Source organism: Bacillus sp. FSL H8-0492 (assembly GCF_038006145.1).
Lineage (GTDB): Bacteria > Bacillota > Bacilli > Bacillales > Bacillaceae_G > Bacillus_A > Bacillus_A mycoides.
In genome coordinates this window covers 345,101-370,910 of the sequence record NZ_JBBOUP010000001.1, presented here as the reverse complement: position 1 = coordinate 370,910, position 25,810 = coordinate 345,101, and the positions used below count along the sequence as shown (strand labels likewise).

At 34.1% G+C, this 25,810-nt stretch carries 20 protein-coding genes, 1 pseudogene and 1 riboswitch; of the genes and pseudogenes, 6 read left to right on the top strand and 15 right to left on the bottom strand.

The window, feature by feature from the left end; translation table 11 throughout:
• Positions 1–277 precede the first annotated feature (277 nt).
• From MHH66_RS01990 to MHH66_RS01970, 5 genes are all read right to left on the bottom strand, one after another.
• The gene (locus MHH66_RS01990; RefSeq protein WP_078185483.1) at positions 278–1,273 is read right to left on the bottom strand and encodes an HNH endonuclease; all 996 of its coding nucleotides are present in this window, start codon (positions 1,271–1,273) and stop codon (positions 278–280) included.
• 49 nt (positions 1,274–1,322) lie between these two features.
• On the bottom strand, positions 1,323–1,871 hold the full coding sequence (locus tag MHH66_RS01985; RefSeq protein WP_078185484.1) for a hypothetical protein: 549 nt from the start codon (positions 1,869–1,871) through the stop codon (positions 1,323–1,325).
• Positions 1,872–2,861: 990 nt separating this feature from the next.
• On the bottom strand, positions 2,862–4,037 hold the full coding sequence (locus tag MHH66_RS01980) for an AIPR family protein (protein WP_078185485.1): 1,176 nt from the start codon (positions 4,035–4,037) through the stop codon (positions 2,862–2,864).
• Positions 4,038–4,510: 473 nt separating this feature from the next.
• Entirely contained in the window at positions 4,511–4,762 is a 252-nt protein-coding gene (locus MHH66_RS01975) for a helix-turn-helix domain-containing protein (RefSeq protein ID WP_078185486.1), read from the bottom strand.
• Positions 4,763–4,903: 141 nt separating this feature from the next.
• Positions 4,904–5,893 carry a phage/plasmid replication domain-containing protein gene (locus tag MHH66_RS01970; RefSeq protein ID WP_078185487.1) on the bottom strand — a complete coding sequence of 330 codons (990 nt, stop codon included), beginning with the start codon at positions 5,891–5,893 and terminating at the stop codon, positions 4,904–4,906.
• A 363-nt stretch (positions 5,894–6,256) separates the two neighbouring features.
• Between MHH66_RS01970 and MHH66_RS01965 the strand changes: the two genes are divergently transcribed.
• The 3 genes from MHH66_RS01965 to MHH66_RS01955 all read left to right on the top strand — a co-directional run bounded on the left by MHH66_RS01965 (position 6,257) and on the right by MHH66_RS01955 (position 8,784).
• A complete protein-coding gene (locus tag MHH66_RS01965; RefSeq protein ID WP_078185488.1) occupies positions 6,257–6,757 on the top strand; it encodes a hypothetical protein in 501 nt (166 codons plus the stop codon).
• Positions 6,758–7,144: 387 nt separating this feature from the next.
• Positions 7,145–7,306, top strand: coding sequence for a hypothetical protein (locus tag MHH66_RS01960; protein WP_165689475.1), 162 nt, complete (start codon positions 7,145–7,147; stop codon positions 7,304–7,306).
• Positions 7,303–8,784 (top strand): recombinase family protein, encoded by a 1,482-nt coding sequence (locus MHH66_RS01955; RefSeq protein WP_078185489.1) that lies wholly within the window; start codon positions 7,303–7,305, stop codon positions 8,782–8,784. The genes MHH66_RS01960 and MHH66_RS01955 overlap by 4 nt, the downstream gene beginning before the upstream one ends.
• Here the strand turns inward: MHH66_RS01955 and rlmD are convergent.
• Positions 8,774–10,156, bottom strand: a complete 1,383-nt coding sequence (rlmD, locus tag MHH66_RS01950; protein WP_078185490.1) for a 23S rRNA (uracil(1939)-C(5))-methyltransferase RlmD — start codon at positions 10,154–10,156, stop codon at positions 8,774–8,776. The two genes, MHH66_RS01955 and rlmD, sit on opposite strands and share 11 nt — an antisense overlap.
• Positions 10,157–10,277: 121 nt before the next feature.
• Positions 10,278–10,379, top strand: a riboswitch (purine riboswitch).
• A 196-nt stretch (positions 10,380–10,575) separates the two neighbouring features.
• Between rlmD and MHH66_RS01945 the strand changes: the two genes are divergently transcribed.
• A complete protein-coding gene (locus MHH66_RS01945) occupies positions 10,576–11,772 on the top strand; it encodes a NupC/NupG family nucleoside CNT transporter (RefSeq protein WP_002063580.1) in 1,197 nt (398 codons plus the stop codon).
• Between the two features lie 51 nt (positions 11,773–11,823).
• Here the strand turns inward: MHH66_RS01945 and MHH66_RS01940 are convergent, their stop codons facing one another.
• Positions 11,824–12,531 carry a hypothetical protein gene (locus MHH66_RS01940; protein WP_002140208.1) on the bottom strand — a complete coding sequence of 236 codons (708 nt, stop codon included), beginning with the start codon at positions 12,529–12,531 and terminating at the stop codon, positions 11,824–11,826.
• 503 nt (positions 12,532–13,034) lie between these two features.
• Here MHH66_RS01940 and MHH66_RS01935 point away from each other — a divergent pair.
• Together MHH66_RS01935 and MHH66_RS01930 are read left to right on the top strand one after the other, a co-directional pair.
• Positions 13,035–14,101 (top strand): annotated as a pseudogene (locus tag MHH66_RS01935) (polysaccharide deacetylase family protein).
• A 116-nt stretch (positions 14,102–14,217) separates the two neighbouring features.
• Complete coding sequence (locus MHH66_RS01930) at positions 14,218–15,447, top strand: aminopeptidase (protein ID WP_078185491.1); 1,230 nt, start codon at positions 14,218–14,220, stop codon at positions 15,445–15,447.
• 40 nt (positions 15,448–15,487) lie between these two features.
• On the opposite strand, the gene MHH66_RS01925 is transcribed toward MHH66_RS01930, so the two are convergent.
• From MHH66_RS01925 to gatA, 8 genes are all read right to left on the bottom strand, one after another.
• The gene (locus MHH66_RS01925; RefSeq protein ID WP_002113527.1) at positions 15,488–15,811 is read right to left on the bottom strand and encodes a DMT family transporter; all 324 of its coding nucleotides are present in this window, start codon (positions 15,809–15,811) and stop codon (positions 15,488–15,490) included.
• 47 nt (positions 15,812–15,858) lie between these two features.
• A complete protein-coding gene (gabD, locus tag MHH66_RS01920) occupies positions 15,859–17,310 on the bottom strand; it encodes an NADP-dependent succinate-semialdehyde dehydrogenase (protein WP_078185492.1) in 1,452 nt (483 codons plus the stop codon).
• Entirely contained in the window at positions 17,303–18,670 is a 1,368-nt protein-coding gene (locus MHH66_RS01915) for a sigma-54 interaction domain-containing protein (RefSeq protein ID WP_002029493.1), read from the bottom strand. The genes gabD and MHH66_RS01915 overlap by 8 nt, the downstream gene beginning before the upstream one ends.
• A 307-nt stretch (positions 18,671–18,977) precedes the next feature.
• The gene (gene gabT / locus MHH66_RS01910) at positions 18,978–20,342 is read right to left on the bottom strand and encodes a 4-aminobutyrate--2-oxoglutarate transaminase (protein ID WP_063217657.1); all 1,365 of its coding nucleotides are present in this window, start codon (positions 20,340–20,342) and stop codon (positions 18,978–18,980) included.
• A 155-nt stretch (positions 20,343–20,497) separates the two neighbouring features.
• Positions 20,498–21,244, bottom strand: a complete 747-nt coding sequence (locus MHH66_RS01905) for an HAD family hydrolase (RefSeq protein WP_002010052.1) — start codon at positions 21,242–21,244, stop codon at positions 20,498–20,500.
• Between the two features lie 194 nt (positions 21,245–21,438).
• The gene (locus MHH66_RS01900; protein ID WP_002010051.1) at positions 21,439–22,344 is read right to left on the bottom strand and encodes a diacylglycerol kinase; all 906 of its coding nucleotides are present in this window, start codon (positions 22,342–22,344) and stop codon (positions 21,439–21,441) included.
• 556 nt (positions 22,345–22,900) lie between these two features.
• Positions 22,901–24,328 carry an Asp-tRNA(Asn)/Glu-tRNA(Gln) amidotransferase subunit GatB gene (gatB, locus tag MHH66_RS01895; protein WP_078185494.1) on the bottom strand — a complete coding sequence of 476 codons (1,428 nt, stop codon included), beginning with the start codon at positions 24,326–24,328 and terminating at the stop codon, positions 22,901–22,903.
• Positions 24,329–24,342: 14 nt separating this feature from the next.
• The gene (gene gatA, locus MHH66_RS01890; RefSeq protein ID WP_002010048.1) at positions 24,343–25,800 is read right to left on the bottom strand and encodes an Asp-tRNA(Asn)/Glu-tRNA(Gln) amidotransferase subunit GatA; all 1,458 of its coding nucleotides are present in this window, start codon (positions 25,798–25,800) and stop codon (positions 24,343–24,345) included.
• Positions 25,801–25,810: the final 10 nt, after the last annotated feature.

The following is a 25,810-nucleotide window of genomic DNA, read 5'->3' as shown; positions in this document are numbered from 1 at the left end:
GGTATAGATTTTTTCTATATCAACTGCTTTTCTATTATACCAACTTAAGCCAAGCCACACACTCCACATGACTGGTGTGCTGAGTATAGATAAAATTTTAAAATCGATGTAGTATTGTTCACCCAATATTTATATATACATTTTACTTATAGCATGTTTCAACATAATATTAACAGCAGTATACAAAAATTTGTAAGAATGAAAATTCAATTTCAATTTCTAAATAGAGGGAGTTCCTTCTTAAGGAAAATTTAAAAACCTCGGTTAACTATTTCTATTAGACATCCTTTTTAAAATCTGTGTGAATCTCTTTTTTATCATAAGTGTATGTGATATCTATTGTTTGCCCCTTCACCTTTGTACCAGATGAGAAATCTTTAAGAAGCGTCTGGATTGTGCCTTCAGGTAAGGCCATTTCGTACTTAGAAGGGAATAACAAATACTTATATTTTTCTTCTGGCACATCATCACTACAATCCGGTCCTGCAAATGGTAGGTAGATTTGGTAAGAGAAATTTCCAAAACATATTATAAAGATACAAAATGGTGTTTTCTCACTTGATTCCCATTTCCTTATAGCTAAGACCATTTCAATATCAATAAATCGTTTTGGACCAGGAATAAACTGTTCAAAAATTTTACACACCGGAGTGTCACGTAACAAATAATTTTCTTCTCTAATCCAATCAAACGTCTCCCAAAAGTATGGCAAATAGTGTTTTGGCATTATTGAAAGTGCCATTTTCACAAAACATTTATATACCGACAGCGGAACGTAAGGACTTCTCTCTCCTTTTATAGTAAATGAATTATCATTTGAATCCTCAACTATATTACCACTATTAATCACATCCTGAATGATAATCCTACGCTTCTTTTTCTCTTCCTCTTCCTTTTCATGCTCAATCCTTAGCCCTGTTTTATTCTTATACACCGGAATACCTGTCTTACCTCTTATACCTGTTGTAGAGCGTTCGAATGAAAGGTAATTTGCTAATTCGTTTTCAAGTTTGGAAAAAATTTTGTTGCACTCATCACATTCTTCATACGAAATCAAAACTTTATTCCCAAGCAATTCAGGTATTGCATGAGCAATCTTCCTAAAGGTTGTTTTTCCCTTTTCTTTACCGCAAAATCTACACTTTCTTTTATTCTTACCTCCAATAAACTCCTTATCCTCATTTCTAATATTCTCAGTCTTAAGCTTATAGGTTGTAATGTTGTAGTTTTCCATATAAAATTCAATATGTTTTTTTGCATCATTTTGTTTCACTTTATTCACCCGCTATTTACAGTGTTTCACAGTTTACATTCCATAAACTTTATGAATATATAGCCTCTCTTATCTCAGGTTTTAATTCATATTTACAACCCATATTAAACCCAAAGATCTCTAAAACTTTATTCCCATGTTTTTTCATTTGTTCTTCTTGAAAGCGATACGCATCTCTTTCGGATGGTAATTTATAATATGCTTCAAGATTTCCATCAATTATAGTTATTTCCTCTTCATTTTGGAATAAATTATTTTCATTTTGCCAGGCATGGCGAATCTCATGATATACATTACCAATTAACTTAATAACTTCACCTGGGTTTCTTTTTAGATCTCCAAAAAGAAATAAGAAAATTTTAATTTTCCCTTCTTTTCCAATAGTTACGCCCGCAATCTCATTTTGACCACTTAATATCTGTACATAATTCTCTTCTTTCATATCAAACATATTTTGCTGTTCCTTTTCAAGCTTTTCTCGACTTTCATAAAAGTAGATAGTGTAATTTAAATCTCTATATTCCTCATCTAAAAGTGCAATACATTTCTTAACTTTAATTTCCAACCCTTTTTTTATATTTCTTATGCTTAATCCCATAGCTATTCTCCCTTACTTTATCATTCCGTTTATTATTATAATAAACTTAGAACATATTGTTTTATATTTACATATTTAATTCTATACCAGTAAATTTAATATACCATTTGATTCCAATTTTTGTATTTCCATCCTCAATAAATGTATCCATATCTGCTTTTAAAATCCCTTTATAAAGATCCTACACCAGTTCTAAGGGACTTTGTATAACTGAGGATATTCTTTCTTAAACAGGCTCTAATACCCTTTTAACGCTCTCTATTTTCTTACTATGTAATTCTAATAATCTATCAATATTAATATTAAAAATAATAATTAAAATGCATTTGTATCTATAAAAAATAATTGACTATAGTTGACGACTCTTAAATTTATTTATTATTGTCAATTAGAAATTATATTATTCATAAATTAGGAATAAAGAGCCCATTTCAGTTAAAAATAAGAGCGAATTTAATTAATAGGAGTGGCGTTTTGTATGTTTGAAGAAATACTTTAGTGAAGAAAAGCTAATTAAACGAAGACTTAGAAACTTTTCCAAAGATGAAATAAAAGCATTTGAAGCACCGAAAATCTATTATCGATTCTCGGCCCCACTGTTTTACCATTTTATTCTCATCAGCCACACACAACATTTTATAGGGAACTGGATACTGATTGTAACTTTATATTAAAAATACATATAGTTGAGCTCACCTTAAATGTTATTTTTGTATATAAAAGAATAACATTTAAGGTGAGCAAATGAATTGTAAAATAATCTATGTCCTATTTATACCAAAAAATATTATTATTTCACACTAATCACATTAATGTACTTGTGTGATTTCTTGTTTTAAATAATCACACCCCTTACATCTAATTATTTTTAATATAATCAATTTTTCTTTAAAGAATAGTTCAATTAACTCACATTCCCTACTACACTTCGGACACCTTATATTTATTTGCATAACTACTACCTCTTAATTTAATTACGATTTATACATATTAATTATTAATTTCATACGTATTCCAGAACCCTTTTTTATTTATATGCCTATCTACAATTAAATAAAGTATTCCCCATAGGTTCCTATCTTTGCTTATCAAATTAATATTTTCATGATGACTTTTTTGAAAAGCATATGATAGTTTACGAAATAACTCTGAGCTACACTTTTGATATAACTCTACTGGGTTCTCATACCATCCTATTATTTCCTTATCTTTGTCATACTTAATATTGGCCCTAAAACTTGCTAATATTGGATAAAGAAATTGCCTTGGAATTATAAATCCTGGTTTTTCGTTAAGAAACACTGTCCGTTTTGCTTTTTTATTATTTTCTGCACCTTTAATAATATTTAGTTTCCTCATATCTTTTGATAAATGAAAATTAAGTTCAATGTATTCTTTTAGTACCAAAATATCATTAATGAGCGGAACAACGTGCTCATACAACTTTTGGTTTTTCTCCCAATTCCTAAATACTTGACCTTTATTTGTAGATGAAGCATTTGGCTCTTTTTGTCTATCAGAATACACACTATTATTTGTTTCTACATTAAATAAGTTGATTATTGCTATTAAATCAGTTACCTCAATAGCATTTTTATTTTTAGTTTCACATCCGGTATACCAAATTATTTGCCGTCTATATCTATCTTCCATTGATTGTTTTATTAATTCAAAATCTCCCCTTTTATTATTAAAGCAATATTTTTTTACAGGTTTTCTTAGATTTGTTTTTTCTGAATGCATTGCCATCTCAGCTTTAGTCAAATCTGCTTCTTTTACTTTTAATAAATACATACCTTGTAAATTCTCTCCTAAGTTTTGTTGAGCATCCAGCATAACTTCTTGAGTATGTCCTCCATCTTTGATTCCAGAGTTTTGCTTGAAATATAAGCTCATAATCCCCGTTACCTCATCTATGCTTACCTTATTTGCGTTCAAAGCTATTCCCCCATGAAAATCTATATATACATTGGGATTCTTTTCTAAGGTTTGAAGTACTCCTTTATATATATCGTCTTTATAAAGGGATTCTGGTTGGCGTATATTCCCTTCATTGGGAAGTCTCTTATGATTTTTACATTTAACTAACACAAAAAATCGTGTTAATTTATCTTCTAAGGTAATACTCATGTAATCTTCATATTTAATATCTACACGTTCTTGCATCTCTATATCACTCCAAAAAACATTTATAATCTTAAGAATGACAATAGATTAACAGTATATTTATAGTGTAACAATGTGAATTACTGGAATATTTTCACTATAGTCAATATCAATTTTTCATTTCTAAATTTGATAAAACAAAAGCGTGTTATATCAACAAAATTTATTTACTATAGTCAATGGAGCAAATAAAATTACCATAAATTACACATAAATATTTTATATTCTCTCTCTATTAATCACTTTTATATAAAATAAAAAGTCTGTCTCATTACTTTTAAGACAGACTTTTCTGCTACATACCTACTTTTAACATATAAAAGTTTTTACGTAATTCTTCTAATTTCATCAATATTACAGACTCATCTTTTCCTTCTATATCTTCTTCACATACCATTAAATTTTTTCCAATAGAATTAAAAAATCCCCTTTCTATTGTTGTATCCTATACTCTCTTATAAAATGGCTCTGAGTTATTCATGATCTACATCAAATTTACAACCATAAAAAAATATACTGTTAATTTCTCCAGTGCTAATATCTAACGCTTCTGATAATTTAACTACAGCTTGAATACTTGGGTTAGTCCTTACACCATTCTCGATAAGGTTAATATAACTCGCACTTAATCCTGTAATTTTTCCAAGTTCACTTAAAGAAAACTTCTTTTTTTTACGTAATTCATAAATTTTTTCCCCAAACTTCCTTTTTTTATCCCCTTTCATCAATTATCTCCTCCTTTTAAAAAGCTACTAAAATGTAGCACCTGTTTAATTTTTATATATAATTATAAGCATTTAAATTCTGTGTTATAACTAATAATTTAAATTATCCACTTCTACTATTGTTAATTTATAAATTTCATATTAAATGTTAAATGGATTCTTTATCTTCTTCTCTGCTCCTAAATTTAGTTTATTGTTCTTTGGAAGTAAAATAGGATTAATGTTAAACTCTCTTAAATATCCACGATATTTTTTAAATAGGTATTCAGTATATAATGTATGTTTTTTGTTCTTATTTTCTTCTTTCCATTGCTTTACCCCATCGACTCCATATCGAGATATATCACAAAGAAATTGGCGTAATTTAACTTTTTCCTTATCTTTTAAACTACTGTTATTAATTATTTTCTCAGCATGATAAATACTATAATAATCTCCTTCATAAATAATATTTTTCATATAGTTATTCATATATTTTTCCCATAAACCTTTTTTAAAATAATCCTTTAATGTCTTTTGAATACCATTTTTAGATCTCATATTTAATAAATGCTTATTTTGAAGCCTAACTTCAAACCTTAAAACATCTCTTTCATATTCTTTAATATCAGTCTTAGTTTCCAATCGTTCCCGCTCTTTATCATAAATGATTCCATTTATACTCTTAGAATTAAAATACATTGTAGTTTTATATTCTTGATTACTTCCTTTTTTTCGATTGCATCTCTTTTGATGTCTATACTTCTTTGTTAACTTTTTGTATAAACAAAATAAATATTCCCTATGTTTTTGATTTTTAATAACTATATCATAACGATAATCAATTCTTAATAAGGTTAGTCCTACTTCATTATCACTAAACAAAAAGTACAATACTTCTTTTATCTTCTCTCTAATCAATCCATAATCTTCCTCAATAATTACTCCATTTTCTCTTGAAAGTAACTCAATAAAATCAACAATAATGTACATAAGCCAAGCACCTTCACGCTTTTTAAAATATGTAGTAATACCCTTAAATTGTTTTTGAATAGTACTATTAATGAGCAGTATTGTTGTATTAAACCTGTCTTCCATTTTATATTTCTGCTCTTCTGATAACTCTACATAGAACATTCCTGTATGGACCATCTAAATACCTCCTTTTTTCTATTGACGGGAAAAGTAAAAAGCTTATATAGCAATACTTACACTGCTATTTCGAGGATTTTTTTCCCTGAAAGTGAATAAATTTATTACCTCTTCAACACCATTGATAATGGCATTTCATCTTTATTTAGATTAAGTGTTCAATATTATTGCTCCAATAAAAAAACACTGTATTCCCTTATACAGTGGCTCTCATAAAAATATTCAAGATGTCATACATTTGTATGTTTGACCTAAGGTTTATGCATATGTAAATTCATTATTTCAATGTATATAAGAATAATTTTTTTTAGATATCTATAATAAATAAACATTATAAAAGTACTGAAAGGGGCGATATTATTTATGAATGAAAAAGAATTCTTTGAAATAAATACTGAAGAAAGAGTGAAAATAATAAATGCAATGTTAGAAGAGGAATCGAGTAAGCCACTTGAAAGTGTTGCAAAAAGAATTGGAGTTAAATATTCTACTTTTACTAAAGAAATGCAAAAGGACAATTATGTTTATATTCAACGAAAAAATAAGTATTTTAAATTCTACGACGAAGAAGAACTGGCCACATCTACTCATTCAATTAACGAATTCGAAAGAGAATTGAATTTCCTAAAGAATAACTTGGATTCCGTAAAATTATTAATTCAGAAAGAACATAAAAAATTATTAATTTTAGATGAAGACGTGTATAAGAAAACTCATAAACATATTACAAAAACTATTAAAATTAAAGAAGACATCTATTACATGTTTAATCAAATGTGCGAAGACCAGTTTTCCCATTACAAAATACAAGACCTCTTTGCACAATCCTTGTTAGAGTTTTGTAAAAAATATTCAAATTCCTAAGACATTAGTAAAAAACTAATGTCTTTTTACATTTAAAAAATAGATACAAGGGTCAGACAAGGTACGACCATTTTATTATTCCCTCTACTTTTAATATTCCTTAAACTTATTAACAAATATGATTAATGCCTCTTATCTCAAGAGTTGAAAAAGAGGTCAAACAGGGTACGACCATTTTACTATTTATCAAACTTTCAATACCGATTAAACTTACAACAAATGGAATTGATATCTTTTATCTCAATAATTGAAACAAAGATCGGGACAGGGTGAAGCATTCTTCTATTTATCTAAGTTTCTATAGGTAACATTATTAAATTGATATTAATAGATTTTATTTCCGTACACTAAACAGAATTTCACCAATAAATATCAGGAGGAATATACATGAATATTGAACGAGTATTTAACACAAAAAATGATATAAAAATGGAGAATATCATTAATTCTATTATTAATGATAAAATTGACAAAATTATTGAGAGTCATTACGCTTTCAATAAGGTGAACTCTACTACATCCACTAAAAAGGGAAGTGATGTAGCATGAAGTGTGCTGTATATATTAGGGTTTCAACAGATAAAGAAGAACAAAAACTATCATTAACCAATCAGCGAGACCTTTTTATCAAATACATATCTGAAAAAGGCTGGGACATTCATGAATTTTATGTGGATGTCGAAACTGGAACCACTGATAAACGTGAACAGTTACAACGACTTATTGCAGATGCCAAAGAAAAGAAATTTGATGTCATTTTAGCAAAAGAACTATCTCGTTTAGCTCGAAACGGGGGACTATCTTATCAAATACGAGACCTTGCGGAGCAAAAAGGTATTCACATCATTACTCTTGAAAATGCTATAAATACATTAGAGGGAAATAACAATATGTTCGGTCTGTTTGCTTGGATGTATGAGCAAGAATCTCAAAATGTCAGTAATCGAGTGAAATCAGCATTAAAAACCCGTGCTGAAAAAGGGCTATTTAAAGGCTCAATTCCTCCTTATGGATACTCTCTAATTGATAGAAAACTTTTCATCAAACAAGATGGAACAGCCGATACAGTAAAAAGAATTTTTACATCCTATCTATCAGGAAATGGTTTCGATAAAATTGCCAGGGACTTATATAATGATGGTGTTCCTACACCTTCACAAATTAATGGCAAGTTAAACGCTAATGACAAATGGCAAGGCTCAACAATTAGGCTTATACTAACCAATCCTAATTATACAGGGGACTTAGTCCAAGGACGTTCTACAACTAAAAGCGTAACAAGTAAAGTTCGTGAGTTTCTACACAAAGAGCAATATATTATAGTTCCAAATACTCACGAAGCTATAATTTCTAAAGAAGATTTCGAAGCTGTTCAACTACTTATTGAGAGTCGAAAACGTATTCGACCACAAAGCGAGGCACATTTATTTACAAACACATTATACTGCCATGAATGTGGAAAAGGCATGCATTTCAAAAACACCAGAAAAGGATATGTCTGCGGAAGTTTCAATCGACATGGGAAAAAAGCATGTACCCCACACTTCATTAAGGAGTCCGAACTAACACTCTTAGTACTAAACGAGTTCGAGTCATTATCTTCCATATTAAAAAATGATTCTTTCATTCCTATGTTAGAAAGCAAGCTAAAAGCTAAAAAACAAAAAATCAATCATGACATAAGTAAATACACTAAAGAAATAGAGACGTTAAAAAAGTCAAAAACAAGGACAATTTCTTTATTAGCTGAGGAAATCATTACAAAAGAAGACTACAATGCATTCACTTTAGATACTAATAAACAAATAGGGGCCTTATCTCTAAAAGTAGAAAATCTTATGTCTATTATTGAAATAAGCAATGACCAATTAGCAATAGCTGAAATGAAAAAACAACTTGATTCTGTTACTTTATTCAATGAATTAACCCCCACAATCTTACATCGATTAATTGATAAGATTGAAATAAAAGCATGTGGAACACCGAGAATCCATTATCGATTCTCGGTTCCACTGTTTACTCTTTAACTCTCTTCAGCCACGCACAGCATTCTACGTGCGTAGTATGCGGGAACATATCAACAGGTTGTACTTCCTGTGTTTTATATCCGCCTTCTTCTAGTACTTTTAAATCACGTGCTAATGTTGCTGGGTTACATGATACGTATACGACACGCTTTGGCTTCATGTCGATGATTGTGTTTAGTAATGCTTCGTCACAGCCTTTACGCGGTGGGTCTACGACCATTGTGTCGGCGATTACGCCTTCTTTGTACCATTTTGGAATGACTACTTCTGCTTCTCCTACGCCAAATTCAGCGTTTGTCATGTTGTTTAGTGCTGCGTTTCGGTTTGCGTCTTCGATTGCTTCTGGGACGATTTCAACGCCGTACACTTTTTTCGCTTTTTGTGCTAGGAATAAGGAGATTGATCCAATTCCGCAATAGGCATCAATTACTGTTTCGTTACCATTTAATTTTGCGTATTCTAACGTTTTATCGTATAGCACTTTCGTTTGTTCTGGGTTTACTTGATAGAATGAACGTGCTGAAATCGCAAATTTAATGTCACCGATAAAGTCATAAATATATTCTGATCCGTACAGTACTGTCGTTTTATCTCCGAAAATAACGTTTGTACGTTTCGTGTTTACGTTTTGAACGATTGATTTTACTTCTGGGAATTTCGCTGCGATTTCTTCAATGATTGCTTCTTTATTTGGCAATTCAGCTGTACGTGTAATGAAGACAAGCATAATTTCCCCTGTTACTTGTCCGTAGCGAGCCATTACGTGGCGAAGTGTTCCTTTGTTACGCTCTTCATTGTAAGCCGAAATACCGTGCTTTTCACAAATACGTTTTACTTCTTGAATTAATGTATCGTTTTCTTCCGCCTGAATTAAGCATGATTCCATATTAATGATGTCATGCGTTCCTTGACGATAGAAACCAGCTACAAGTCCACCTTCACGTTCTCCAATTGGCACTTGTGCTTTATTGCGGTATACCCACGGGTTTTTCATGCCAAGTACAGGATGAACAGGAACATCACTTAATCCACCGATGCGCTGCATAACGTCACGTACTTGTTTTTCTTTCGCTTTTAATTGTCCTTCATATGTTAAGTGCTGAAGTTGACAACCTCCGCACTCGTTGTACACGGGGCATTCTGCATCTTTACGATATGGACTTTCTTGATGAAGCTTCATTAAACGACCGAACGCGAAGTTTTTCTTCACTTTAATAATTTTAATTTGCGCTTCTTCACCTGGTAATCCGTTTTTTACGAAAATAGGATATCCCTTCACTTTCGCAACACCGGCACCATCATGTGTTAAATCTTCAAACACTACATCTATAAACTCGTTTTTTTCAACTGGTGGCGTCATTTTTATACTCATTTTCCGACCTCTCTTTTTCATAACACTGCGTTACATTTTATCATACTTATATGGTCTATTTCTATTGGAAGAAAAAAAGCTATTGACGATAGTTCTCTAGTAATGTTACGCTACTACTAATTTAATACGGACGATGTTACCTCATATATAGTCGATAATATGGATCGAGAGTTTCTACCCGGCAACCTTAAATTGCTGGACTATGGGGAAAACTAATGAATATTAGCCTATGTATAAAAAAGACTCCTATTGATTAGCTTTCTCTCATAGATGAAAGTGAATCCATAGGGTCTTTTTTTTATTTTTCAAAAAGGTCAGACATCTTACGTATGACATGAAACTTCCATTACTTTATTTTTAGTAATATAACGAGCGTTTTATGTAAAAACTTTATACGAACTTCTGAAAGGGGCAACTACATGCAATATGTAATGAGCATTATCGGTATTCTTGTCGTTTTAGGTTTATGCTTTGCTTTGTCAAACAACAAAAGTAAAATCAACTTCCGTGCAATTGCTATTATGATTGGTTTCCAAATTTTAATCGGTTGGTTTATGTTTGGCACAAAAATTGGTCAACAAATTATCATCTTCATTAGTAAAGTTTTCAACAAACTAATTAAACTCGGTACGACAGGTGTCGATTTTCTCTTTAATGGAATTCAAAGAGATTTTGTCTTTTTCTTAAATGTATTATTAATTATCGTATTTTTCTCAGCACTACTTTCTATCTTTAGTTATTTAGGTGTTTTACCATTCATCGTTCGCGTTGTCGGCGGTGCAATTTCAAAAATTACTGGTTTACCACGCGTTGAATCATTCCACGCAGTAAACTCTGTATTCTTCGGTTCAAGTGAAGCGTTAATCGTTATTAAAAACGATTTACAGCATTTTAATAAAAACCGTATGTTTATCATTTGTTGTTCTGCGATGAGCTCAGTTTCTGCTTCTGTTACAGCATCATACGTAATGATGTTAGATGCGAAATATGTACTAGCAGCTCTTCCACTAAACTTATTCTCAAGCTTAATCGTTTGTTCGTTATTAACACCAGTTGATACGAAAAAGGAAGATGAAGTGATTCAAAAATTTGATAGAACTCTATTCGGAGACAGCTTTATCGGCGCTATGATTAACGGTGCGCTTGATGGTTTAAAAGTAGCTGGTATCGTTGCCGCATTAATGATCGCCTTTATCGGTGTTATGGAAGTTGTAAACTATGTAATCAGCGCTGCTTCAGGTGCAATGGGATATGCTGTTACTTTACAACAAATCTTCGGTTATATACTTGCTCCATTCGCATTCTTAATGGGTATCCCAACTCATGATATTATCCCAGCTGGTGGTATTATGGGTACGAAGATTGTATTAAACGAGTTTGTAGCAATCCTTGATTTAAAAGGCGCTGCCGCAACATTAGATCCACGTACAGTTGGAATCGTTACTGTATTCTTAATTAGCTTCGCAAGTATTAGCCAAATTGGTGCAATCGTTGGTACAATCCGTGCCCTTTCTGAAAAGCAAGGAAGCATCGTATCAAAATTCGGTTGGAAAATGCTATTTGCATCAACACTTGCTTCTATTTTATCTGCAACAATCGCTGGATTGTTTATTTAATAAAAAATCACCTTCGCTTAGACAGCAAGGTGATTTTTTTATTATCATCATTTAAGAAACTGAAGAAAACTCTAATGCCTCTTCCTTATTAATAATTTCTCCCTTATATTCACCTTTCACCGAAATATCAATAATTGATTTATTTCCTGTTTCCATTTTCCCTAAAGAAAACATATATATTAAGTCATCTTTTTTTAACATCCATTGTTTTCCGTGCCAAGGACCAGTTAACTTCTGTTCTGGCGATGCCAGTATTTCTCCAAAATATTCACATTCGCCTAGAGATGTTTTTACTGTATTCTTCTCCGTATCAATAACTATATATTTAAGAAGTTTTATACTTTCACTTGAAAAAATCTCTACTTCATGGTCACTTTTTTTCTTGAATTTCAGCTTTCCATCCTTTGTATTAACCAATTTACTTTGATCAATTGCATTTAGTACAAACTCATACTCTTCTTTTGTAACACCGAAATTAGGATGATATGGAAAACTTTTTTTCTCTGCATGCTCTTCTACGTATTTTAAATACCATTCCATATTATTCACTAGATGCTCTCTCATTCTTTGACCAATATTCCCTACCTTTTTAAGAGCATCTGGATCCATCTCTAATGTCATAATATCCGCCGTCACTTCCGCATTCATAAGATGCGGCGGAATATACTCTTCCACACTATTCGCTTTACTCGTTTCACTTTGACAACCGACTATGAATAGCGATATGAGAAGGATATATACTATTTTTTTATATTTCATTTCTATTCTCCACTCCATACATCATTCTTACTTAAATTTATAGCGGTTTTATTATAGTCCAAAACCCTTATATTTTAATATAAACTACTCTACATATGCAAAATTACATATTAATAAACCTTTCTCTTACTTTAAAATTAACTTAAATCTTTTACCAAAATATACAAATTACAAATGAACAATGTTATAATTTGTAAAAAAATATTGGAGGATATTATGAAAGCTCACGCCCTTTTCGACTTCTTACACTTACTAGTTTTAAGCATGAAAAGCTATTATGTATGGGGAATGCCAATCTATGTATTCATTATCCCTCTTATTTTTGTAGTAGGTTATATCATTATCAAATCAAATAAGAAACGCAAGAATACCTCTATTCAAAGTCACTAACCTACCATTCACCTAAAAATGATATGATGAACAAGGGTATATCCCCACCTCTCTTATAGCGGTGGGGATTTTAATGTAAGCATGCAACATAATACACAATAGAAGGTGATTTTATGAGAAAATACGCAGCGATTGCTTTATGTACATCTGCTATTCTAGTAGGCTGTAATACTAGCAATGTAAGCCAAGAACCTAAAAAGAGGTCAAAAAACAAGAAGAGATGGTGCGGGAACAAGGTAAAATTTCTTATAATCCAATTACGCACGAATCTACAAACGCCAATATTCATATTACAGACATAAAAGATTCTTTAACCGAAGTACAATATAAAATTTGGCGTACTGCTGATGGAAAAGAAAGTGCTAAATCTTTTTCTTCTAAAGAGAAAGATCAACAATTTACACTTCCCTTTGATATAAAAGAATTTGAAGGAAAACGCGGTGAATACCAAATTGAAGCAACAGGAACAACAGAGGGTGGAAAAGCTATTCCACTTACGAAATCTACTATTACTTTCGAGCAAAAAGTTCCTGTTCTTATGTACCACGCAATTGATGATTATCATGGACAAGGTATTAAAGATTTATTCGTATCGCCTGCTAACTTTGAAGCACAAATGAAGTATTTAAAAGAAAATGGTTATACTTTGTTAACGTTTGAACGCTGGGGCGATATAAATAAAGTAAACAAGCCTATCTTCGTTACATTTGATGACGGTATGAAAAATAATATGAATGCATTTCATGTTTTACAAAAACTAAAAGACGATACATTTAAACCAGCGGCAACAGAATATATGATTGTTGATAACGTTGATGTAGAAGGCGCCCTTTCTACATCTGAAATAAAAAAAATGGTTGATTCAGGTATTTTTTCTGTACAATCTCACACAGCAACACACGCAGACTTGCCGAAAATTACAAACTATGATGAAGAGTTAAAAGGATCAAAAGAAAAGCTAGAAAAAATAACAGGTAAGCCTGTTATCGCAATTGCTTATCCATTCGGTCATGTAGATGATAAAGTTGTCGCAGAGACAAAGAAATATTATCAATTTGCAACGACAACGAAACCTGGGCAGTTCATTACGAAAGGTGAACCAGATGAGTTGTTAAAGATGAAGCGTGTTCGTATACATCATACAACTACTGTGGAGCAATTCGCCTCTTCCATTAAATAAATGTGAGAGCTCAATACATTTTGAGCTCTCTTTTTACGTTATATTTATATATATTTTTAGAATTTTCTTGTATTATATATAGTAAGAAATCTTTCAAACTAAAGGAGATTATACATATGTCATTTGAACAAACGTTAGAGAAGTATGCTGCCCTTGCAGTCAATGTTGGTGTTAATATTCAGCCCGGACAAACTTTATCAATTAGTGCACCTCTTGAGGCTGTACAGTTTGTACGCCTCGTTACAGAAAAAGCATATCAATCTGGTGCAAAACACGTATATGTTGATTGGAATGATGAGACGTTAACACGCTTAAAGTTCGATCTAGCTCCTGAAGAAGCTTTCTCTGAATTCCCTTCTTGGAAAGCACATGCTCGTGAAGAATTAGCAAAAGAAGGCGCTGCATTTATGTCCATCTATGCAGAGAATCCTGATCTATTAAAAGGTGTAGAACCAAAGAAAATTGCAACGGCTCATAAAGTAGCTGGAGAAGCGATGAAAGTATACCGTGATTATGTACAAGCAGATAAAGTGAGCTGGTGCGTAATTTCTGTTCCTACGAAAGAATGGGCTGCAAAAGTATTCCCTGACGTAGCGCCAGAAGAACAAGAAGCAAAACTATGGGATGCTATCTTCAAAGCTACTCGTGCTGATTTAGAAAATCCTGTGGAAGCATGGAAAGAACATGATGAAACGCTACATACAAAAGTTGATTACTTAAACGAAAAACATTATACAGCTCTTCACTATACAGGTCCTGGAACAGACTTAACAATTGAACTTCCAGAAAAGCATGTATGGGCTGGTGCTGGTAGCTTAAATGAAAAGAACGTAGCATTTATGGCTAACATTCCAACTGAAGAAGTATTTACAATGCCTCTTAAAACAGGTGTGAACGGCCAAGTATCTAGCACAAAACCGTTAGCATTTGCAGGTAACATTATCGATAACTTCACGTTAACATTTGAAAACGGACGTATCGTAGACTATAAAGCTGAATCTGGTGAGGAAGCTTTAAAACATTTAGTGGAAACAGATGAAGGTTCTCACTTCTTAGGCGAAGTAGCTTTAGTACCTCATGATTCACCAATTTCAAACACAAATATTTTATTCTACAATACGCTATTTGATGAAAATGCATCTTGCCACCTTGCAATCGGAAATGCTTATGCATTTAACTTAGTTGGCGGAAAAAAAATGTCTAAAGAAGAACTTGCTGAAAATGGCGCAAACGCTAGTATTACACACGAAGACTTCATGATTGGATCAGCTGAGCTTGATATCGACGGCATTACAGCTGATGGAAGACATGAGCCGATCTTCCGTAAAGGTAACTGGGCGTTTTAATAAAAATAAAAGGCTATCTTCCACGCCGGAAGATAGCCTTTTATGATGCCGATGACACTTTCAATCCAATTACTCCTAAAACAATAAATAAAATGCAAAATGCTTGGAATAAATTAATATGCTCTTTAAAAAAGTACACACTAATAATCGTAATAAGAAGGGTCCCTAAGCCCGACCAAATCGCATAAGCAATACTTAAGTTAATCTTCTTTACGACGATAGCAAATATACTGAAACAAATACCGTAAAAGACAAAAATAAGTACACTTGGAACAAGCTTTGTTAAACCGTTCGATAACTTCATCGCAATCGTTCCAGCTACTTCAAAAATAATTGTTACGAGTAATAATAGCCAATATACCATACTAGAATCTCCTTCTCTGTTACCTTATAGAGATTCTAGTATACTACTTATAGTCCTAACGAAATATATTTAATTTCTAAATATTCCTCGATACCGAAATGGCCTCCTTCACGGCCGATACCACTTTCTTTAAAGCCCCCAAATGGTGCTTGTGCAACTGATGGAAGGCCATCGTTTAAGCCGATAATTCCGTACTCTAACGCTTCACTAATTTGGAATGCTTGACTAATATCTTTTGTGAAAATATAAGCAGCCAAGCCATATGGTGTATTATTTGCTCGTTCGATTACTTCTTCAACTGTTTTAAATTTCGCAACTGGTGCAACCGGTCCAAATGTTTCTTCATTCATACAAAGCATCGTGTCATTTGCCAATCCAATTACCGTTGGCTGAATGAAATAACCATCTAACTCTGCAAATTTATGGCCTCCGTATAAAACTTCTCCGCCCTTTTGAATTGCATCTTCAATATGTTCTTGTACTTTCGAAACTGCATTCGCATCAATAAGTGGACCTACAGTTGTTCCTTCGCCGAATCCATCTCCGACTTTCAGCTGCTCTACAGCTGTTGTGAACTTCCCTGCAAATTCTTCATACACTTCTTCTTGAACAAAGATGCGGTTTGTACATATACACGTTTGTCCTGCGTTACGGAATTTCGAACCAATTACCGCTTCTACCGCCTTATCTAAATCAGCATCATTCATAACAATAAATGGAGCGTGACCACCTAATTCAAGCGAAACCTTTTTCATCGTTTGCGCAGCGCTAGCCATTAATTTTTTTCCAATTTCAGTTGATCCTGTAAAGGAAACTTTTCGAACACGCTCATCTTCCATCCACGTATCAGCAATTGCTTTTGCACTACCTGTTACAATATTTATTACACCTTTTGGAATATCTGCTTCATGTGCTAATTCAACTAACTTCAATGCAGTTAATGGCGTTTGACTCGCTGGTTTCACAACTGCCGTACAGCCTGCTGCAAGTGCTGGAGCTACCTTTCTCGTAATCATAGCAGCCGGGAAATTCCAAGGCGTAATAGCTGCCATAACCCCAACTGGTTGCTTCATAACTAAAATACGCTTATTCGGATGAGAAGCAGGAATCATTTCACCGTATATTCTCTTTCCTTCTTCTGCGTACCATTCAACAAAACTATTTGCATAATTCACTTCACCAAGTGCTTCTGCAAACGGCTTCCCTTGCTCTCTCGTCATGATTGCTGCAATTTCTTCTTTATTTTCATCAATGAGCGTGAACCATTTTTTTAACTTTACTGCGCGATCCGCTGCCGTTAATTTTGACCATAATTTAAAAGCCTCATGTGCAGCATCAACTGCTTGCTTTGCCTCTGTAATCCCGCCCTTTGGTACAGTTGCAAATACTTCCTTTGTCGCTGGATTATTCACTTCGATTTGTTCTTGCAGTGTAATCCACTCACCATTTATATACATCGCTTTTTTATCTAAGTTTACGAACGTCGCTTTTTTATCCAATGTTTTCTTCCTCCTCTATGAACTTCTTAATCTTCCTAGTGGCAGCAGATTGACTTATTTGCAAAAACTCAGCCACTTTATAACTTGATCCATACGTTTTATACGCTTTAAGAATAATATTTCTTTCTACCTCTTCCAGCATTCTATAAAGACTTTGTCCGGATTGTTCAACTGTGGCCTCTTGCATAGATAGTGGCAAATCTTCTACCGTTACAAAATCATCTGCAGTGATAACAATTCGTTCAATTACATTTTCAATCTCTCTATTATTTCCTTCCCAAGGATACCCTACAAACATTTGTAACGTACTAGGAGCTAACTTTACATCACGTCCGTACTTTTTATTAAAATGCTGTAAATAATGATAGATGAGCGGCAAAATGTCTTCTGTTCTCTCCCGAAGTGGCGGAATTGAAATTGGAATGACATTCAGACGATAGTATAAATCTTTCCGGAATGTTCCTTGTTTCACCATCGTACTTAAATCTCTATTTGTTGCCGCTACAATTCTAACGTCCACCTTTTTTAATTCTCTTCCGCCTATAGGACGAAACGTTTTTTCTTGCAATACTTGCAAAAGCTTCGCTTGAATTTCAAGCGGCATTTCACCAATTTCATCTAAGAAAAGAGTTCCTTTATGCGCTGATTCTAATAGCCCCTTTTTCCCTTCACGATTTGCCCCTGTAAAAGACCCACCTGAATATCCAAAAAGCTCAGATTCGATTAAATTCGTCGGCAATGCCGCACAATTAATTTCATAGAAACTTTCATTCTTCCGGTGACTCACTTCATGCAAATGGCGTACTAATCGGCTTTTCCCCACTCCAGTCTCACCTAATACGAGAACAGTACTATCTACTACTGATACTTTTTTTATTGTTTCGATTATTTTTTGCATAGCAATACTTTTAAAAATAAGTCCTTCGTGTTCATATGTTTCTCTTAATTCTTTTTTATATGTTTTTAACTGATTATCCATTTCCTCTACCTTTTGACGTAATTGATAGAGTTCTGTAAGATCACGAGAATAACTAATCACTCTTCTTAAATTTCCCTCATCATCAAAAACAGGCCTTGTACGAACATGCAAATACTCTCCTGATTTCGTTGTTTGAACAAGTTCAACTGGCCTTTTCTTTTCAATTACTTCTAACGTTGCAGACGGATAAAAAATCCCTTCTTTTTGTAGTTCTTTTACATGCTTTCCTACTAATTCCTTAGCAGAGAGCTGGTAATGTCTTTCACACATGCTATTTACACGTACAACGATTCCTTTATCATCCGTAACAAAAATTTCGTCAAATGCATATTCAAATACATCTTGTAAATCCATCAACACTCGTTCCTTTTCTGCAACCATCCTAGCCACCCCTTACTTTAAATCCATCGATTCACTTCACTACCTTTATTATAAAGTGAATTTTCTGCATTTTATATAGAGTAAGCTAGAATGTTTTCAATTTGTTATTTATACAAATCTATTTATATTTTTTCAACACATAATTCGCTGCCTTGAAAAATACAGAATGCCATCGCAACCACACCCTCACTTTGTTTTAGCTTGGCATGGGTCAGGAAAAGGGGCTGACCGATTCTATGCATGGCCAGATGCTCTCTTTCGCCTAAAAAGAAAAGCTTTATGCCCTTTTTTAAGTTATCCCAATTCTTTATACACGAGCGATATTTGCTTGCTCATAACAAGCTTGCAATGATTCTTCAATTATTGTTAAACCTTCCTCAAGTTGCTCATCTGTAATCACTAATGGCATTAAAACACGAATAACATTTCCATATGTTCCTGCTGATAGTAGAAGTAATCCATGCTTATTTGCCTCTGCACATAAATTAGACGCTAATGTTTTATCAGGCGCTTTCGTTTTGCGATCTTGAACGAGCTCGAATGCACACATTGCCCCTAAGCCGCGCACATCACCGATGCAATTATATTTGTTTTTCATCTCTTGGAATCGGTTCATTACGACTTTCCCTACTTCTATCGCTCTATCATTTAATTTCTCTTTTTCTATTACATCAAGCACAGCTAATGCAGCCGCACATCCCAGTGGGCTTCCTGCATATGTTCCGCCCAGTTCTCCCGGTGCAGACTCATTCATAATTTCTTTACGTCCAATCACGCCACTTATCGGTACACCAGCACCTAATGATTTAGATACCGTAATTAAGTCTGGAACGACATCATAATGATCAATTGCAAAGTATTTTCCGGTACGACTAAAGCCTGTTTGAATTTCATCAGCTACAAATAAAATACCGTGCTCTGAACAAATGCTGCGTACTTCTTGAACGAATTTCTTACTTGGAACGATAAATCCGCCTTCCCCTTGAACAGGTTCCATTACAACTGCTGCAATTGTTTCTGGTGCTACTTCTGATATGAAGAAGTTCTTAAACTCTTCAATGATAAAGTCATCATACTGCTCTTCTGTTAAACCTTCTGGGCGACGGTATTCATATGGGAATGGCGCTTTATATACTTCTGGAGCAAATGGGCCAAATCCAAATTTATATGGTTTTACTTTACTTGTCATCGTCATTGTCATTAATGTACGCCCATGAAATCCTTTAGAAAATGCGATAATTCCAGGTCTCTTCGTATATTTACGAGCAATCTTCACTGCATTTTCAACCGCTTCTGCCCCACTATTTAAAAACAGCACTTGTTTATCGAAATTACCTGGCGCTAATGCGGCAAGCTTTTCTGCCAATTCAATATACGGCTCATACATCATCACATTAAATCCAGTATGAATATATTGATCTACTTGTTTATGAAGCGCTTCTTTAACAGCTGGATGACAGTGTCCTACATTAATTGTCCCAATTGCTCCTGCGAAATCAATGTACTGATTTCCATCCACATCTGTTACGAGTGCACCATTTGCAGACTGTACAAATGTTGGAATACCATTACTTACTCCTTTTGGTACTATATTTTGGCGGCGTTCTAATAAAGACGCTGCTCTCGGTCCTGGAATTTGTTCATTTACTTTAGCAAATTTTTTTGTGTTCATTGTGTACCCCATCCTTTTCTATACAATGTTTTCTCTTTATATTGCAAGATGTATGCCAACTTCCACTTTCTAGTATTCATCCCATTCTCTTACTATCTCGGCATAAAAAAATAAGTCTATAAAGACTCATATAGAGTCTTTATAGACTTATTCATTTATACATTAGACTTTCCTTGTTCCCAAATAAACTCACCTGAATGAGAAATTAAATCTTCAACAGATTGTAATACTAAATCTGCAAGTGGTTCTAACGTTTGACGATCACCCGTACCAGATAGTACGCCAATCGCATAACAGTCGCCACCATTTTTCGCTAAATGTAAATCCGTCGGTGTATCCCCGATGACTGCTACTTCACATGTCTCTAAATTAAATCTCTCACAAAACGATTCTACAATTTTTTTATCTGGCTTCTGTGCTGGAAATGTATCTGAAGCTATAACACAATCAAAAAAAGCTTCCAATTGATATTGCTTTAAAAATAATTCTGTCGGCGCGAAATCATCAGCTGTAACGACACCTAGAATAAACCCTCTATCCTTTAACGCTTGTAAAACTTTCGGTAAATCTGCCGTCATTCTCATATGTGAACGATGCTCGTACATAAGAGCAAACAACTTTTCACTCACCCATTGATGCATCTCTTCTTCTCTAGATGATGCAATATACTTACAAAGCCCCTTGGCCACATCAAGACTCGTTCCAGCAGCGAGCGCACTACGCGGGTGAACAAATGCTCCATCTACGCCAATCTCTTTTAATAAAGCCTGCTGCATTGACTGTGGGAGTTGATATAATTTTATACATTCAGCGACAAGCTCTTCAGCTACTTTTATCCAAATTGAATGAAAATCCATTAATGTCCCGTCTTTATCAAATAATATTGCTTTTACCTTCTCCATAGCATCCTACCTCTCATTTCTTATCTCTTCCAGTGTATCAATAAAATATGGATATAAAATAAACGGATTGTAAAAATACCATAAAAATCAAACTAACTTACAATTTACAATTCATCTGCACATAGAGAAACTTTAATCAGTGGGGGAATCTTATTACTCGCAAATAGTGAGGTGAAAGCAAAAAAAAGATGCCTTTACAGGGCATCCTCTTGATGTTCAGGAACAAATAGTTCCAGACAATGATATATATTTTCAAATTCCATTGGTGCATCTCCGCCATATTCACCATCTAAGTTGATCATTAATTTATCAGGTGAATGCACTTTAATACGATTCGCTTGTGTATATAGTACTTTCGGATTGTTAATATGTTCCCCACGCTGCGCTTGTGTTGCTGCTTTAATTAAATCAGCGATAGAACCTTTTTTGAGTACTAATAAATCAAATAATCCATCGTTAATAGATGCATATGGTGCTACTTTTTCGAATCCACCAACTGAACGAGTATTCGTAATTAAAAACATCGTAATTTCTTCTTGTAGCAACTTCCCATCATACTCAATTTCAACATATGTTGGATGTAATGATGGTAACATTTCGATTCCTTTTAAATAGTAAGCAAGTTGGCCTAATACCGTTTTTAGCTTGCTTGGTACTTCATATGTTAATTCTGTAATACGGCCGCCACCAGCGATATTAATGAAATATGTATCATTTGCTCTACCAAGATCTAACGGTACCGTTGTTCCTTCACAAATAATATCCGCAGCCTCTTCAATAACACGAGGTACACCGATCGCACGCGCAAAATCATTTGTCGTTCCAACTGGAATAATTCCAAACTTTGGACGATGCTCATGTCCTACTAAACCGTTCACTACTTCATTTAACGTACCATCACCACCAGCTGCGATAACAACATCAAACTTACGATCCGCAGCTTGCCTCGCTGCCACAGTCGCATCTCCAGGACCAGTTGTCGCATGACAAGACGCTTCATATCCAGCTTGTTCTAATTTTTGTAATACTTCTGGTAAGCTCTTCTTAAATAGCTCGCGCCCAGAAGTAGGATTATAAATAATTCTTGCTCGCTTCATCATTTATTAGCACAGGAAATTCCTTATTCATTGAAAAACGAATACACCGAACCCTTATTCAGTATCCCTATGCTTACCTCCTCTCATCTTCCTATCCTTCTTTAATTCCGCTCAAACAGGCAGTAAGAACCCGATTCGTGTGGCCCATCAAAAGTAACTATTCACTCCTGATAGTTTTGCTTTATTTAACCAAGAAATTTATCCCGCTATTTACGGGCAGTAAAACTCTCACATCAATTTACATATAATGAATAATAATTATCTATTATTTCATGAGATGAAAAAACTCTCTATGTCTAGATTTATCATTATTCCCACCTTTTTGCAACTATCATACCATAGTTGCTATACAAACATTTTTTCACTTTTGACAGTTAATCAAACGTTTGTTTAAATTATTTTTCACCATTTAAACAAACGTTTGTTTAAATTATTTTTCACCATTTAAACAAACGTTTGATTAACTCAGAAAAAACACCCAAATACGGGTGTTTTTTCTGTTTAATCTTTAAGAACCTATACTATTTTAGCGTTCAAAAATAAGAATTCTTCTCTTTTTTTAGCGCTTATTAATCTCTTCAAGTAAGATTTTATTAACAAGCGGTGGATTTGCTTGTCCTTTTGTAGCTTTCATAATTTGACCAACTAAGAAGCCAATTGCACGGTCTTTACCGTTTTTAAAGTCTTCAATAGATTGCTCATTATTATCAAGAATTTCTGTTACAACCTTACGAAGTGTTCCTTCGTCAGAAATTTGAACCAGACCTTTCGCTTTAACGATTTCTTCTGGGTCTCCACCTTTTTCAATTAATTCATTAAATACTTTCTTCGCGATTTTAGAAGAAATTGTACCTTTTTCAATTAATTGAACCATTTTAGCTAAGCCAGCTGGCGTTAATGCAACGTCTTTTAATTCTTTTTGTTGTTTGTTTAAGTATGCAAGTACTTCACCCATTAACCAGTTTGATGTTAATTTCGCATCAGCACCGTCTGCAACTGTTGCTTCAAAGAAATCAGACATCTCTTTCGTTAATGTCAATACATGCGCATCATAAGCTGGTAAGCCAACTTCTTCAACATAGCGAGCTTTACGTGCATCTGGAAGTTCTGGAATAGAAGCACGAATTTTTTCTTTCCACTCATCGTCGATGTAAAGTTCAACTAAGTCTGGCTCTGGGAAGTAACGGTAATCGTCAGATCCTTCTTTTATACGCATTAAGATTGTTTTCTTCGTTGCTTCGTCATAACGACGTGTTTCTTGTTGGATGATACCACCAGATAATAATTCTTTTTCTTGGCGCACTTGCTCATGCTCAAGACCTTTTTGCACGTAAGTGAAAGAGTTTAAGTTTTTCAGTTCTGCTTTTGTACCGAACTTCTCTTGTCCAACTGGACGAAGTGAAATATTCGCATCACAACGAAGAGAACCTTCTTCCATCTTACAATCAGATACACCTGTATATTGAATGATTGATTTTAACTTCTCTAAGTACGCATATGCTTCTTCTGGAGTACGCATATCTGGCTCAGATACGATCTCGATTAAAGGCATACCTTGACGGTTGTAGTCTACTAATGAACCGTCAGCTGCATGCGTTGATTTACCAGCATCTTCTTCTAAATGAAGACGTGTAATACCGATACGTTTCTTTTTACCGTCTACTTCGATTTCAATCCAACCATTTTCACCAATTGGCTTATCAAATTGAGAGATTTGGTAAGCTTTCGGATTATCTGGGTAGAAATAATTTTTACGGTCGAACTTCGTTTCCGTTGCGATTTCACAGTTTAATGCCATTGCAGCTTTCATTGCAAAGTTAACCGCTTCCTTATTTAAAGTAGGAAGTACCCCTGGGTATCCTAAGTCAATTACACTTGTTTGTGTATTTGGCTCCGCTCCGAATTCTGTTGGACTCGCAGAGAAAATTTTCGAATTTGTTTTTAACTCAACGTGAACCTCTAAACCAATAATTGTTTCTAAATTCATCTATGCTCGCCTCCTTACAGACTTGCTTTTTTTGTATGATAGTCTGTTGCTTGCTCAAACGCATGTGCAACGCGGTAAATCGTCGTTTCATCGAAGTGTTTACCAATGATTTGTAGACCAAGTGGCATGTTGTTAGCACCGAATCCACATGGAACAGAAATCGCTGGAACACCCGCTAAGTTTACTGGAATTGTTAAAATGTCATTTGCATACATTGTCATTGGATCGTCCACTTTTTCGCCCACTTTAAATGCTGGAGTTGGCGTTGTTGGTCCAATAATAACATCGTAGTTAGCAAATACATTTTCAAAGTCATTTTTAATTAATGTACGTACTTGTTGTGCTTTTTTGTAATATGCATCATAGTAACCAGAGCTAAGAGCAAATGTACCAAGCATAATACGACGTTTTACTTCATCACCGAAACCTTCGCTACGTGTGTTTTTGTAAAGATCTAATAAGTTATTTACATTATCAGAACGAACACCGTAACGTACGCCATCAAAGCGTGAAAGGTTCGCAGATGCTTCAGAAGAAGATAATAAGTAATACGTTGCTAGAGCGTATTTAGAGTGCGGAAGAGATACTTCCTCCCAAGTTGCGCCCATACCTTCTAATACTTTTAAAGCAGCTAGTACTGACTCACGAGCTTCTTCGCCAACACCTTCGCCTAAGTATTCTTTCGGTACAGCAATACGTAAACCTTTAACATCACCTGTTAAACCAGCTAAGTAGTTTCCTACTTCAACGTTTGCAGAAGTTGCATCCATACGGTCAATACCTGAAATAGCTTGTAATAAGTATGCATTATCTTCTACTGTACGTGTAATCGGTCCGATTTGGTCAAGTGAAGATGCGAATGCTACTAATCCGTAACGAGATACGCGTCCGTAAGTTGGTTTTAAACCTACAACGCCGCAATATGCAGCTGGCTGACGGATAGAACCACCCGTATCAGAACCTAGAGAGAATAATACTTCTCCTGCTGCTACTGCTGCTGCAGAACCACCACTAGATCCGCCTGGAACGTAGTCTAAGTTCCATGGATTTTTTGTAGCGTAGAAGCCTGAGTTTTCATTTGAAGAACCCATTGCGAACTCGTCCATATTTAATTTACCGATTGTAACTGTGTCAGCAGCTTTTAGCTTTTGTACAACTGTCGCATCGTAAATTGGATCGAAGTTTGCTAATATTTTGCTCGCACAAGTTGTACGAAGACCGTTAGTTACAATGTTATCTTTTACACCAATTGGCATACCGAATAATAAACCATTATCCTCAGCACCAATCTTTGCATCTAATTCTTTCGCTTTCGCGCGTGCATTTTCTTCATCTAATGTAAGAAAAGCTTTTACGTTATCTTCAACATCCGAAATACGTTTGTAAGATTCTTCTACTAAATCCGTAACGGAAATTTCTTTGTTGTTTAACTTCTTATGTAACTCTGATACAGAATGATCAAATAATGACATCGAAATTCCC